This window comes from Nocardia sp. PLKS1-43, from assembly GCF_059510335.1.
In genome coordinates, this window is record NZ_JCAJZQ010000017.1 from 12,651 (window position 1) to 27,087 (window position 14,437).

Annotated in this window: 7 protein-coding genes and 2 pseudogenes; 4 read left to right on the forward strand and 5 right to left on the reverse strand. The window is 67.3% G+C overall.

Features of this window, described 5'->3' with window-relative positions; genetic code table 11:
• Window positions 1-176 precede the first annotated feature (176 nt).
• Both AC5WS7_RS36610 and AC5WS7_RS36615 read left to right on the forward strand, forming a co-directional pair.
• Window positions 177-1,499 carry a UDP-glucose dehydrogenase family protein gene (locus AC5WS7_RS36610; RefSeq protein ID WP_495959233.1) on the forward strand — a complete coding sequence of 441 codons (1,323 nt, stop codon included), beginning with the start codon at window positions 177-179 and terminating at the stop codon, window positions 1,497-1,499.
• A gap of 130 nt (window positions 1,500-1,629) precedes the next feature.
• Complete coding sequence (locus AC5WS7_RS36615) at window positions 1,630-3,024, forward strand: DUF7159 family protein (protein WP_495959234.1); 1,395 nt, start codon at window positions 1,630-1,632, stop codon at window positions 3,022-3,024.
• 837 nt (window positions 3,025-3,861) lie between these two features.
• Here AC5WS7_RS36615 and AC5WS7_RS36620 read toward each other — a convergent pair.
• The 3 genes and pseudogenes from AC5WS7_RS36620 to AC5WS7_RS36630 form a co-directional block, all read right to left on the reverse strand.
• A pseudogene (locus AC5WS7_RS36620) lies at window positions 3,862-5,130 on the reverse strand (YibE/F family protein); the annotation flags it as partial.
• A gap of 343 nt (window positions 5,131-5,473) precedes the next feature.
• Window positions 5,474-6,730, reverse strand: coding sequence for a pyridoxal phosphate-dependent aminotransferase (locus tag AC5WS7_RS36625; protein ID WP_495959235.1), 1,257 nt, complete (start codon window positions 6,728-6,730; stop codon window positions 5,474-5,476).
• 234 nt (window positions 6,731-6,964) lie between these two features.
• Window positions 6,965-8,302, reverse strand: a complete 1,338-nt coding sequence (locus AC5WS7_RS36630; protein ID WP_495959236.1) for a helix-turn-helix domain-containing protein — start codon at window positions 8,300-8,302, stop codon at window positions 6,965-6,967.
• A gap of 254 nt (window positions 8,303-8,556) precedes the next feature.
• Here AC5WS7_RS36630 and AC5WS7_RS36635 point away from each other — a divergent pair, with 254 nt between their 5' ends.
• A complete protein-coding gene (locus AC5WS7_RS36635) occupies window positions 8,557-9,006 on the forward strand; it encodes a hypothetical protein (RefSeq protein ID WP_495959237.1) in 450 nt (149 codons plus the stop codon).
• Window positions 9,007-9,254: 248 nt separating this feature from the next.
• On the opposite strand, the pseudogene AC5WS7_RS36640 reads toward AC5WS7_RS36635, so the two are convergent.
• Together AC5WS7_RS36640 and AC5WS7_RS36645 are read right to left on the reverse strand one after the other, a co-directional pair.
• A pseudogene (locus AC5WS7_RS36640) lies at window positions 9,255-9,571 on the reverse strand (immunity protein CdiI family protein).
• 233 nt (window positions 9,572-9,804) lie between these two features.
• Entirely contained in the window at window positions 9,805-13,146 is a 3,342-nt protein-coding gene (locus AC5WS7_RS36645; RefSeq protein WP_495959238.1) for a (Fe-S)-binding protein, read from the reverse strand.
• Window positions 13,147-13,729: 583 nt separating this feature from the next.
• On the opposite strand from AC5WS7_RS36645, the gene AC5WS7_RS36650 reads away from it, so the two are divergent.
• On the forward strand, window positions 13,730-14,326 hold the full coding sequence (locus AC5WS7_RS36650; protein ID WP_495959239.1) for a DUF8020 domain-containing protein: 597 nt from the start codon (window positions 13,730-13,732) through the stop codon (window positions 14,324-14,326).
• The last annotated feature ends 111 nt before the right edge of the window (window positions 14,327-14,437 follow it).

The window sequence follows — 14,437 nt, forward strand, 5'->3', positions numbered from 1 at the left end:
CCCGGTTCGCCGCGACCCGGATCGGGGCGGTTGTTTCCGGGTTTGGGCGTGCGGTGTCCACCCGGGTTACCGCGCAGCGTGCGGTGAGCTGGTGGTTTCCGCCTGTACATCTGATGTTGCCCGGGCACTTGCCTCGGCGATGCGGCCCGGCCACGAGGGGCGCTTACCAATGGAATATGCGTCTCACGGTTTTCGGGACTGGGTATCTGGGGGCCACACATGCCGCGTGCATGGCCGAACTGGGGCACGACGTGCTCGGCGTCGATGTCGATCCGGGCAAGGTCGCCAAGCTCTCGGACGGGGTGACGCCCTTCTACGAGCCGGGACTCGAGCAGGTGCTGCGCCGCAACCTCGACGCCGGGCGGCTGCGCTTCACCACCTCCTATCCGGAGGCGGCCGACCACGCCGACGTGCACTTCCTCGGCGTGGGCACCCCGCAGAAGAAGGGGGAATACGCCGCGGACCTGAAATATGTTCACGCCGTGGTGGATTCGCTCGCACCGCTGATCGAGCGCCCCGCGGTGATCATCGGCAAATCCACCGTCCCGGTGGGTACCGCGGCCGAACTCGGCGTCCGGGCCCGGGCCGCGGCGACCGCCGAGGTCGAGGTGGCGTGGAATCCGGAATTCCTGCGCGAGGGCTTCGCGGTCCAGGACACGCTGCGCCCGGACCGGCTGGTACTCGGCCTGGACTCCGCGCGCGAGCGAGCCGGCTGGGTGGCCGGACTGGTGCGTGAGGTCTACGCGGATCTGCTCGAGGCCGAGGTGCCGTTCCTGCAAACCGACTTGGCCACAGCCGAATTGGTGAAAGTATCGGCGAATGCCTTTCTGGCTACGAAGATCTCGTTCATCAACGCGGTCTCGGAAGTGTGCGAGGCGACCGGCGCGGACGTCACGGTGCTGGCCGACGCGCTGGGCTACGACGCCCGCATCGGTCGGCGATTCCTCAACGCGGGCTTGGGATTCGGTGGCGGCTGCCTGCCCAAGGACATCCGCGCGTTCATGGCCCGCGCCGGTGAACTCGGCGCGGATCACGCCGTGGCGTTCCTGCGCGAGGTCGACAACATCAACATGCGCCGCCGCACCAAGGTGGTCGACATGGCCGCGCAGGCCTGCGGCGGGTCGCTGCTCGGGGCGAACGTCGCCGTTCTCGGCGCCGCATTCAAACCCGAATCCGACGACGTTCGCGATTCACCGGCACTCAATGTCGCGGGAATGATTCAACTGCACGGCGCGGTGGTCAGTGTCTATGATCCCAAGGCGCTGGAGAATTCACGCCGAGTATTTCCGACATTGAATTACGCTACCTCCGTTGCGGATGCCTGCGATCGCGCGGATGTCGTTCTGGTGCTTACCGAATGGAAGGAATTCACCGCATTACGTCCCGAGGATCTGAATCCGGTGGTTCGTTCCCGGTCGATCATCGACGGCCGCAACTGTCTCGAACGCGCCAGGTGGCGTGCGGCCGGATGGGTGTACGCGGGCCTCGGCACGCCGTAGCCTGTCCGCAGGGGCAAGGTACAGTGGCCCATAGCGCGACGTGAGCGACAACGGCTGGAGCTTGCGTAGAACCCAGCTCGCGTAGCGGCCCGCGCGCACGTCGTAAGGTGTGAGACGAGATGGGCAGCAGATGAGTTCGGTATTGGGAATATCGGTGGGGGCGAGCGCCATTCGCATTGCGCGTCCTCGAACCGGTAATTCCGCCGAACATTTCGCGCCGGACAGTTTCGATGTCCGGGCCGTCGCGGTCGAAGACCAACCCGTGGAAGATGCCGCCGTCGAGGCGATCGTCGCGGCACTCGGTCCCGAGATCAGCGCCACCGCGATCGCCTATCGCAGCGAACCGCATGCGCGGGCGGTGCGCGCGGCCCTCGCGCGCCGACAGATCATCAACTACGAACTGGTGCCCGAGGTGGCCGCGGCGGTCGAATTCCTGCAGGCCGGCGGGGATCTGCGGGGGAAGACCACGATCGCGGTCTACGATCTGGGCGGTGCGGGCCTGTCGATCAGCGTGGTCGATATCGCCACCCGCCAGATCCACTACAGCGAGCGCACCAGCGATATCAGCGGCGACTATCTGGACGCGCTGATCCGCGAACAGCAGATCGCCTCCGGCCGGATCGCCCATCCGCCGGATCCCGAGGGGCTGGAGTTGCTCGATCAGCTGTGCCGCTCGGCCAAGGAGCAGCTGACCGGCAGCACCGCGGTCGCCATGCCATCGGAATACGGGCTGGTGCTGCTGTCGCAGGAGAACTTCGACGCGCTGATCATGCTGGCCGTGGAGTCCTCGGCCCGGATGACGCGCGATGTGATCACCCGCTCCGAGCGGTCGGTGCAGGCCGTCGTCGCGATCGGCGGCTGCGCGCAGATTCCGCAGGTGGCGAAGGTGCTCGAACGGTGGCTGGGCGTTCCGGTGCTGGCGCCGGCGCATCCGGAGACGGTGATCGCCCGCGGCGCCGCGTTGCTGGCTCGCCCTTCCCGGGCCGCCGCACAGGCCCGCGCGGCCTTCGAGGCCGAGACCGAGATACTCCCGGTCATCGGACCCGGCCGGGCGGTGCCCGGTGGCGGCCGGTCGCGGCGCGTCAGGCGGCGGTTGATGCTGGGCGGCCGCGGGTCGCGGCCCGTGGGACGCGAATTCCCCTCGGGTACGCTCCGCCCGCCCGGGGGCAAACGCGATCTGAGCGTCGCGGGGATCGCGGTGGGCGCGCTGGTCGTCGTCGCGGCGCTGGGTATGGCCCTGGGCTGGGGCCCGCAGGTACTGCAGGGTGATTCGCAGAGCACGAAATCGACCCCGAGCGCGGTGCCGACCAGCGTCCCGCGCCCGGTCGCGCCCGCAACGACGGTCACACCCCCGCCCGTCGATTCCACCAATGCCTCGGTGGCCCCGGCTCCGGCGTACCGTCAACACACCTCGAATCCGGCTCCCACGCCGCCCGGGCCGAATACGATCATCGTCGTTCCGGGTCTGCCCGCCATCGTGGTGCCGACCCTGCCGCAGCTGCTCCCGCCGGGGCCGCATCGGTAGTCATTCGTCGTCCGGCAGGTCCCGGCGGTAATGGCGGCCGGAGGTATCGGTGTTCTCGGGCAGGCCGGGCAGGCGAGGCCTGGGTCGGCGCGGAGGGTCGGCCGGGGCGTTGCCCGGATACTGTTCGCCGGTCCATTGGTTCGAATAGCCCCCGCTGGAATAGGTATCGCTCGCATAGGGGTCGGCCGGCCATGGTTCCCGGTACGGCTCGGCGGAATGGCGATCCGGTGTCGCGTCGGCGAACCAGTCGGGCGAGGAATTCGCACCGCTGTCGTAGGCGGAATTCGCGGCGTAGCCGGTTTCGTAGTTCGGCGACGGTTCGGCGGGCATGCGATTCGCCCGGTGCGGCCAGTGCTCGGCGCCGGTCGGATCGGGCGCGGAATAACCGGTTTCGGCCCGGTCCGCCCACTGGTTCGAGTACGGGTCGGCGCTCGGTACGTAGGGTTGCGACCCCGTGTGCGGCGGTTCCGCGCTCAGGCGCTGCCGGGGCGCGACCGGCTGTTCACCCGAATATGGTTCGGCGGCTTGCTGATTCGCCGCTGGATCGCTCGCGCGGTGGCGCGGATACGGCTCGCCGGACCGGTTTCGGTACGCATCGGGGGCATCTTCCGTCGCGGCGAAACCGCCACTCGCCGAATCGGTTTCGGTATTCCGGCGCGGCTCGGACCGCCCCGGCCGCGCGGGCCGGTACTCCTCCTGGGCGAGGCTGTGCAGATAGTTCTCGTCGTCATCGTCCTCCGGCGCGGCTTCGGCCGCCGCCCGGCGCTGCGGTTCGGCCGGGCGCCGCGGCGACCGGGCGCCCGGCTCGCGGCGCGAGGCCCGTTCGCCCGCAACGCCTTTCGCGGAAAGGGTGCGCCGGGGCGGCGGTTCGGGCTCGGACTTCAGCGCGAACGGCCGCGCGAGCAGCACCGCGATGGCGGTGGTCAGCGGCACCGACAACGCCAGGCAGATACCGCCGACGGCGGATCGCACGATCTCGATGGCCACCGAATCGCCGGTGATCACATCGCTCAACGACCGCCCCGCCACCGAGAACATCAGCAGCAGTGGCAGCGCCCCGCCGGCGTAGGCCAGCACCAGCGTGTACACCGTACTGGCGATATGGTCCCGTCCCACCCGCATTGCCGCGGCGAAAACCTCACGGCGCGTTGCCTTCTCGTCGATTGCGGCGAGTTCGAAAGCCGCCGATGCCTGGGTGATGGTGACGTCGTTGAGCACACCGAGCGAGCCGATGATGAATCCCGCCAGCAGCAGTCCGGTGATGCTCACATGCTGCACGTAAGTGGCGACATTGGTGTTGTCCTCCTGCGACAGCCCGGTCACATGGGTGAGTTTCAGTGCCGCCCAGGACAGCACCGTCGCCAGCAACATCGCGCTCAACGTGCCCAGCAGGGCCGAACTCGTGCGCAGATTCACCCCGTGGGCCAGATACAGCACCGCGTAGAGAATGATCGCCCCCGCCACCACCGCGACCGGCAGCGCGGGTTTGCCGTCCAGTAGCGCGGGCAGCATGAACATGACCACCACCGCGAAGGCGAAGACGAGCCCGAGCACCGCGCGCAGCCCGCGCCAGCGGGCCACCACGACGACCACCGTCGCGAAGATCAGCACCACCAGCGTCAGCGGGAAGCCGCGGGAATAGTCCTCGAAGGAATAGGTGGGCTGGCCGCTCGGATCGTTCTGCCGCATCATCCGGATGTGATCGCCCTGATGCAGGACGGGCTGCCCGGGACCGGGTGCGATCTCCAGCAGGGTGTGCTTGCCCGCGGCCGGTCCGGATTCGATGGAGACCAGGCTGCGCGCGCAGTTGTAACTGTTGCCGGGCGGCGGCTCGGGCGTATCGGCGAACGCCTTGCCGTTCGACGGACTGCCGCAGGGGCCGGTGTCCTGCATGGTCACCGTGCCGGCCTCGGTCTGCACCGCGCCGCCGCCGCCGTTCTGCATCGGCAGCGGGATATCGATGTGCTGATGACTCGGCCACAACACCACCGCGCCGATCACCACGAGCACGCCGATGCCGGTCAGCAGTCCGACGACGATGCGGGCCGCGGTGGCCCCGATGGCGATCGGACCGGAGTGGTCGTGGTGGTGATGGTGGTCGCTCACCGGGCGAGCGTAAAGGATGAGGCCGCGACCGGCACCGGCAGTGCTTCCGGGCGTTCGCCCCGGGCATGCCGAAAAACCGGACATACCAACGGAATCCGGCGAGATACGAAGAATGTGGAGGGGGCGGCGGAGAGCAGGGGGATGTCTCCGCCGCCCGGGGTCTCAGCGGCCCAGGGGGGTAGGCGGCTGAACCCGGGGCCGAGCGGCCCAGGGGGGTAGGCGGCTCGGCCGGGGCACTTTCGGTGCCGAAAACCACTGTACACAAACCGGCGATCTTTGCGCTAGCTAAGTCTTCAAAAACCAGACTTCTCGTACTTCCGGTTTGTTTTGCGGGAGGTCGGCCCTACTGCCGGTAGCTCGCCAGGAAGTTGCCGAACCGCTCGATCGCCACCGCCAGATCGCGCGCCCACGGCAACGTCACGATCCGCAGATGATCGTGCTGCGGCCAGTTGAAACCGGTGCCCTGCACCATCAGGATCTTCTCCTGCAACAGCAGGTCCAGGACGAGCTTAGCGTCGTCGTGGATCTCGTGCACCTCGGGATCCAGCCGCGGGAACGCGTACAGCGCACCCTTGGGCTGCACACAGGACACTCCCGGAATGGTGTTGAGCTTCTGCCAGGCGATATCGCGCTGTTCGAGCAGCCGCCCGCCCGGCAGGATCAGATCCTCGATGCTCTGATGGCCGCCGAGGGCGACCTGAATCGCATGCTGCGCAGGCACATTCGGGCACAGGCGGGTGGAGGCCAGCAGATCGATACCCTCCAGGAATCCGCTCGCGTGCTCCTTCGGACCGGTGATCACGACCCAGCCGGAGCGGTATCCGGCCACCCGGTACGCCTTGGACAGGCCGTTGAAGGTCAAACAGAGCAGGTCGGGCGCGAGGGTGGCCAGCGAGGTGTGCTTGGCGTCGTCGTACAGGATCTTGTCGTAGATCTCATCGGCCAGCAGCAGCAGCTGATGTTTGCGGGCCAGGTCGACCACCTGCTGCAACACCTCGGCCGAGTACACCGCACCCGTCGGATTGTTCGGATTGATGATCAGCAGCGCCTTGGTCCGATCGGTGATCTTGGACTCGATATCGGCTACATCGGGCTGCCAGCCGTTGGACTCGTCGCACAGATAGTGCACCGGCGTGCCACCGGCCAGGCTGGTCATCGCGGTCCACAGCGGATAGTCCGGCGCCGGGATGAGCACCTCGTCACCGTTGTTCAGCAGGGCCTGCATGGTCATCGTGATCAGCTCGGATACGCCGTTGCCCAGGTAGACGTCGTCGACGTCGAATTCGGGGAATCCGGAGACCAGCTCGTAGCGGGTCACGATCGCGCGCCGCGCGGGCAGGATGCCCTTGGACTCGGAATAGCCCTGCGCGACCGGCAGCGCGGCGATCATGTCGCGCATGATCACATCGGGCGCGTCGAAACCGAACGGCGCGGGATTGCCGATGTTGAGTTCGAGAATGCGATGCCCCTCGGCCTTCAGCCGTGCCGCATGTGCGTGTACCGGGCCCCGGATCTCGTACAGGACGTTCTGGAGCTTGCGCGACTGCTCCAGCGGACGCGGGCGCCGCGGTGACTGGCTGGTAGGACTCACCCGTCCCATGGTGCCATGCTGTGTTGGATTGCCTCCGCTTCGCTCCAGCTGTTCGCGGCCCCCGAAGTCTCACCGTTCGGCCCCGTGTCGGGCACTCGTTCCTCGCACCCGCCACGCGTCCGACCGGCGAGACGGGCCGCGAACCGTGTTGGATTGCCTCCGCTTCGCTCCGGCTGTTCGCGGCCCCGGGGGTCTCGGCGTTCGGTCGCGGCTCTTGAGGCTTGCCGCGGACAGTGGAGCAGGTCAGAGCGCTGGATCGATGGGCAGCATGCCGCGGGCCGCATTGGCTCCGCAGAATTCCTCGATGCGCTCGTCCAGCGTGCGGGCCTCGACCGCGGCGCGGAAGCGCGGGCCGGCGATGCGGTGCCGCAGGCCGGTCAGGCGTTCCTCGAGTTGGGCGATGCGTTTGTCCTCGGCCAGTTCCAGGACCGGGCGCACCGAATCGGCGGCGCCGTCGAGACTGCCGTTGATCAGGTGCGCGGCCGCGTTGTCCACCCGCGCCAGCGCCTCGGCGCCGTAGGAGCGTTGCTCCTGCGGGCCGTTGGCGTACAGGTCGATGGCGCGATCGGTCGCGATCAGGGCCGGTTCGGCCTGGCCCAGATGGATATAGGTTGCCCCGGCGTAATAGTGGCTCTTGGGTTCGTCGAAACCGAACACGCCGCCCATCTCGTCGTGCAGCTCGTCGGCGCCGGTTCCGGAGCGGGCCACGTCGGCGGCCCGGATACAGCGCTCGGTATCGCTGATCGACCCGAGTTTGGACCAGATGCGCGCCTCGATATTGAGCAGCCGCACCCGCGCGGTCACCGAATCCGCGTACTGCTGCCCGCTCTGGGCGAGTTGCACCGCGCGGCGCGGACGTTCGGACCAGTATTCGATCAGCGCCTGCATGCCGCGGGTCCAGGCGCGTAATCCGTTGTGGCCGCACAGTTCCGCATAGGCCCAGGCCGCGCGGGCCTGCTCGCCCGCGGCGTCGTGATAACCCAGATCGGTGCTGGCATTGGCGAGCAGCCCGGACAGGGTTCCGGCCAGCAGATACAGATGGCCGGTGTCCGCGGGACTCTGATGCCCCTCCAGGAATCGGTACACCCGCCGCCGCACGCGCAGCATCTCGATCATCATCGGGACCGGTGAGGCGTGGACGTAGTCGTTGGCGATGCGGGTGACATCGGCGTCGAACTGCTCGAGTGTGGTGGCGCCGATATTGGTGGACTCGGCGCGTCCGGCATGCTCGCTGGCTTCGTGGGCGGCCGCCATGATCAGATCCCTCTCCGAAATCGTTCCCAACGCATCACCTCTCATCGCACCGTTGTCGACGAGTGTCAGCAGTTCCGCGTCGCTCGAATACTGGGCGCGCGCCGAATCATCCGGCCGCGCATCGAATTCAGGTGCGGGCCGATCGATGAGGGGCTGATCGATCATGGCCGCGAACCGTGCCCGCACGACTTCGTCGGACCTGGCCAGGGAGGTGTCCAGTGCGGCCTGGTTGACCGGCCGGGGGTGGACACGTGTGCCCCCGGCCTCCCATTTCGAGACCAGTCGTTCGTGCACACCCAAATGGGCAGCGAACTCCCGGATACTCATCCGCTTGGCGTCGCGGAGGGCACGGGCTTCCCTGCCAGACCACTGCCGGACCACGATGTCACCCTTTCCACACGAACTCAGAACTCCAGAGTACGAGCGTGAAGTGATCACGGCCACAGCCGAAATCGAGCTGGTATCAGGGAAACAGCAGGTCGCGTGCCAAAGGCAGCGGAAGGGCAGCGCAAGGCTGGTGAGCGGACGTTACCCCGCGGGGTAGGTGCGCGGGAACCTTGGAGGGACCGAGGGAGTTCGCCGTGAACGTCGAAAAACTCAGGACCGCTGAGGATTGGGTCGCGTTGTACCGGTACGAGTTCGCATTGCCGGTGATCGAGCGTGCCGGATATGTCATGTTGCCGATCACGAGCCGCATCGGCGTTCTGCATCTACCCACCGGTCGCGCGGAACGGGTCGGCGATTCCTGCGCCGCACAAGGCATGTCCGCCCCGGTCCTGGCTCGCCGGGCACGCTGGAGTTTCCTGGTCACTCCGGACGATCCGCCCGCGCCGAAGGTGCTGGACGTGCTCAACCGTCTCGACATCGGCATTCCGGCCATCGGCAGCGCGATCATGCTGCCGACCGGCCTCGGTCGCTGGACCAGGGAGGGCTGCCACTGGGTGGTCCCGCCCACCGGCGACCACCTCACACTCCCACCCCTGTCGGCCGTCGTCACGACAGCGTTGGCGGTGGGTGGCGGCGAGGACTGACCGCAGACCAGTCCTCGCCGCCCGCACCGGGTCCGCCCCCATTTCACCCGGCAGTCGACGGGGCGGGCCCGGCTGTGCGGCCCGCTCGTCCCTCGGAATCCCGAAAATCATTCTGCCGCAGTGTGTTCGAATCGCACCAGCACTGCGATGAGTTCCACCGCGCGCCGCCCGGATTCGATTCGGACCCGCCCCTTGCTCAGTGAATGTCGGACGTCACTGGGAGGCGTCGTCCTGCGATCGGGACCTGATCATTCACTGGCCTTGTTCAGGTTCTCGGGAGCAAAGTAGACGGTCCGGTCATGATTCAGTTCTGCTCGAAGGCGAATCGCGAGGTGCCTACCGTCTGCCCAGAACTGCTGTTCGGTGTCCGGTGAGCTGAAGTGCGGGTTGGCGGGATCGTTGACGAGATCGTAAGTCGCGTCCAGCGTTCCGCCCATGCGTCCAACGCGGCAGCGAGGCCGTTCGAGACATTCAATGACGCCGCAGGAACGTCGTCGTACGCCCCATTCTGATAAATCCAGACTGGATGGCACTGAATCTCTGGCTGTAGTTTCAAGCGTCGCATTGCACTCCTTCAGGTTTGGGTACTGGGCGAAGAACGCCACGGACGAAACAGCGGACGCGACAACCGAACCGGGGACACCACACCTGGTCTTTACGGCTGTGGATGGGTGTGGATAAATCGGAGGCCGGTTCCGCGCGGGGGTGTTCGAGAAGAGGTGCGTCCCGGGAGAGGGTGCGGAATGGCGAAGGGGCGTAGCCGAGATCGGCTACGCCCCTTCGCTTGTGGGGAGTTGGCTAGTTCTTGCGGCCGGGAGCCTTCGCGCCGGACTTGAAGCCCAGGCCGCCCGGCTTGGCGGTGGGGGGCTTCGGGGCGCCGTTGCCGGACGAGTCCGCTTCGGCCGATGCGGATTCCGCTGCCGGCGAGGTGGATTCGCTGACTCCGGCCTCCGTTGCCGGTGCGGCGTTCGCGGCCGGATCGGCGGACTCGGCTGCGCGAGCAGAGGAGGCCTGCGCGGCCGGTTTCGCCGCACCCGGGGCCTTCGGGCCGGGGCGTTTGAATCCGGACTTCATCGCCAGACCCTTGGCCGCCACGGTCGGTTTGGATTCCGTCGCGGCAGGGGCCGATTCGGTTGCGGCGGAGGCGGATTGCTCAGGCGTTGCGTCCGAATCGGTGGCCGGGGCGGGTTCGCTCGCCGGGGCGGGCGAACCGGGGGCCTTCGGGCCGGGGCGCTTGAATCCGGACTTCATCGCCAGACCCTTGGCCGCGACCGTCGGCTTGGATTCCGCCGCGGCGGGAGCCGTTTCGGTTGCGGCGGAGGCAGTTTGCTCGGCCGCCGTGCCCGATTCGGCTGCGGGTGCGGATTCGGCTGCGCCGGAATCGCTTCCGGCGGGCTTGGCGCCCGGAGCCTTGGCTCCGCCCTTCATGGCCAGGCCTTTGCCGGGAGCCTTCGCGGCACCCTTCATCGACAGGCCGCCGGGCTTGGCCGCAGGGGCGACGGGAGCTTCCGCGGCGGATTCGGCGGGCGCGCTTTCGGCAGTCTCCGGAGCGGGAGCCGCCTTGGCGCCAGGGGCTTTCGCCCCGCCCTTCATCGAAAGGCCCTTGCCGCCGGGCGCTTTCGCCGCACCCTTCATGGACAGACCCTTGGCGGGCGCGGGAGCGGCCGGAGCTTCGGCCGGCTCCTCGGCGGCCGGTGCGGCTTTCGCGCCGGGGGCTTTGGCGGCGCCCTTCATGGCCAGTCCGCCACCGGGCGCCTTGCCGCCGCCCTTCATCGCGAGACCCTTGGCCGGAGCGGGTTTCGGCTCCGCGGCGGCCGCGGGTTCGGCCGCCGCCGGTGCGGCCTCGGCGGCCGGAGCGGCAGGCTCGGGCTCGGGCTCGGCCTTCGGCTGCTGGATCACCTTCAGGTTCTCCGACAGCTTCGCCGGTTCGACCCGGTCGATGGACTGCAACATCAGCTGCGCCACGTCGACCACCTCGACGCCCTGGCCGACCTCGCCCGAATCCTTGCGCGCGGTCACGCCATCGGTGAGCATCACGCGGCAGAACGGGCAGCCGGTCGCGATCATCGAGGGGGAGTTGCCGCCGTCCAGCGTCGACAGCGCCTCGTCCACCCGGTCCAGGTTGATGCGCTTGCCGAGCTGCTCCTCCATCCACATGCGCGCGCCACCGGCGCCACAGCACATGGAACGTTCGCCGTGCCGCGGCATCTCGGTCACCGTCGCGCCCGAGGCGCCCATCAGCTCGCGCGGCGCGTTGTAGATCTTGTTGTGCCGGCCCAGGTAGCACGGGTCGTGATAGGTGACCTTCTCCGACACCGGCTTGACCTGCACCAACTGCTTGCCGCGCACCAGGCGGTTCAGCAACTGGGTGTGGTGCACGACCTCGTAAGTGCCGCCCACCTGCGGATATTCATTGTTCAGCGCGTTGAAGCAGTGCGCACAGGTGACGACGATCTTGCGCTTGGACGGCTCGACACCCTCGAACACCGAGTTGAACGTCTCGATGTTCTGCATCGCCAACTGCTGGAAGAGGAATTCGTTACCCGCGCGCCGCGCCGAATCGCCGGTGCAGGTCTCCTCCTGACCGAGCACCATGAACTTCACGCCCGCGGTGGCCAGCAGTTCGGCGACCGCCTTGGTGGTCTTCTTCGCACGGTCCTCGTAGGCGCCGGCGCAGCCGACCCAGAACAGATATTCATAGCCGTCGAAGCTGTCCGCGTCCCGGCCGAAGACCGGAATGTCGAAGTCCAGCTCGGAGATCCAGTTGAGCCGGTCCTTGGCGTTCTGGCCCCAGGGGTTGCCCTTGTTCTCCAGGTTCTTGAACAGGCCCGCCAGCTCGGACGGGAACTCCGATTCGATCAGCACCTGGTAGCGGCGCATATCGATGATGTGGTCGACGTGCTCGATATCCACCGGGCACTGCTCGACGCACGCACCGCAGGTGGTGCAGCTCCACAGCACCTCGGGATCGATGATGCCGTTGACGTCCTCCGCGCCGACCAGCGGCCGCTCGGCCTCGGTGCGCGCGGCCTCGGAGATCTTCGCCAGCGCGGCCTCGTCCGGCTTGCCCTCGGCGTCGACCAGGCCGACCTCGTCCCCGCCCATATCCTTGCGGCCGCCGGCCAGCAGATACGGCGCCTTGGCCTGGCCGTGGTCGCGCAGCGACATGATCAACAGCTTGGGGGACAACGGCTTACCGGTGTTCCACGCCGGGCACTGCGACTGGCACCGGCCGCACTCGGTGCAGGTGGTGAAGTCCAGCCAGCCCTTCCAGGAGAAGTCCTCGACCTTGCCGACGCCCAGGGTGTCGTTGTCCGGATCGATCTCCTCCATGTCCAGCAGGGCCTTGCCCTTGGACGTCATCGGCTTGACCGCGCCCAGCGCGACGCCGCCGTCGTTCTCGCGCTTGAAGTAGATGTTGAAGAAGGCCGCGAACCGGTGCCACGCCACACCCCAGTTGATGTTCCGGCTCACCACGGCCAGCCAGACCAGGGCGGACATCAGCTTGATGAAGGCGAAGACCGAGACCAGCGCGGCGCTGGCGGGCAGCGCCTTCGCGATGTTCATGGTGAGGAAGTCGCTCACCGCGTTCGATTCATCGGTGTAGCTGATGACCGCGGCCTTCACGCCTACCATGCCGAGGCCCTCGATGAGCACGACCGCCTCGACGAAGTAGGCGGCGAGGAAGTTGGACCCGCTGAAGCGGGACATGCGCGCGGGGACGCGCGGGTGGTTGAGCTGGCGGATCGTCATCAGCACCAGGCCGCCGACGATCGTCGCGATGCCCAGCAACTCGTCCGCCAAGTGGTAGACGAGGGTGTGGCCCAGCCACGGCCAGGTGAACGTCGGACTGAAGATCTGCCCGTACGCCTGGAACACCAGGATGAAACCGAGGAGGAAGCCGACCATCACCAGCCAGTGCGCCCAGCCGACGGTCCGGAACTTGACCATCCGAGTGTGCGCCACGAACTCCTTGATCATGGTGCCGAGGCGCGGGACGAAAGGTTGCCAGCGGTCCGGGGCGGGCTGTCCGAGGCGAATCGTGCGAACGATCTTCCAGACGGCCCAGACGAACACGGCCCAACAGGGGATGCTGACGAGGACACCGATCGTGCCCAACGTGATCGTCAGGGCATTCATGTCGCGACCTTCCTTCGGTTCAACGAGCATTCGGCGGCAGGGCTGTTGCCACCAGGGTTGACTCGCATACTAACTGCCAGTAAGTTACTCGCCGGTAACTTATCTGTCCACTCTATGATCGCACCTTGGTATACCCCAGCTTGCCGGGCCGGATCGCCGCCGGGTGTGAGTCGGCTCACGTAACGAGCTGGGCGTTTGCAGTGCTGTGAATGTTCATAACGGTAAATCCCGGCAATTTCGCGCTCCGGCAAGGACGCACTTACTCCATTGGTGGGAAATGGATGTCGCTTCCGGGGGGTCATTCGATTAGGCTCAGCGCGTCCTGCTTGCCGTGTAAATCTTCGTGCTGCTCGGGGAGGGTTCCTGTAGGCCGCGCCCATCGGCCGTGCCGATGTGGCAGCGACACCAAGGATGCGCGAGCTCTCGCAAAGCGAAGGCGCACGGCAGTACCTGTTGATGATTGGAAAACGGAATGAAGTTCCGCACCGCTACCGCGGGTGCCGCACTGGTCATCGGTGCGATGACCGCAACTCTCGGTACCGCGTACGCCGCTCCCGCTCCCGCACCGAAGCCGGCCGGGGACGTGATCGACTACTCGGTCAAGCTGGTCGACAAGGCGGTAGTGGCCACGCTGCAGGGGGGAACCTTCCAGGTGGTCCAGAAGCCCGGCGCCACGCCGCAGGCCAAGCCGCAACAAATTATCGATGTGAAAGACAAGGCCGGGAAAATCGCCATGGAAATGCCGGTGGATTACCGCATCTCCGGCAAGCAGATTCCGGTTGCGCCGGTCGTCAAAGATAACGGAAGGGTTCTGCAGCTGACCCCGCAGAAGCCGACCGGCGTGGAAATCTCCAAGCAGACCGTCGTCGCGACGCCGATCGCCTCGCCGGAGGAGGACAACGCCGCGATGACCGATTTCGCGACGAAGTTCGGCCTCGCGACAGGTATCGGTAGCTTCGTCGGCCTGGCCATCGGCGCTGTGGTCGGCTGCATCTTCGGCCTGCCGCTGTTCGGTGTCGGCTGCATCGCCGGTATTCCGATCGGCGCGACCCTCGGCGGCATCATCGGCACCGTCGCCGCCGGCGGTCCGACCCTGGTCGCGGCGGGTATGGATCTGATCAGCACGCTGCAGGCCAAGCCCTACACCACCAAGTGGAAGCAGGCCGTGTCGCACCACTGACCGACTCTTACCCGGACCGGCCCGCTCTTCTTCGGAGGGCGGGCCGGTGTGGTTCGGGGCCGAGAGCCGAGGAAGCCCGGCCCGGTATGGGCGGTTCGGCTAAGATCACGC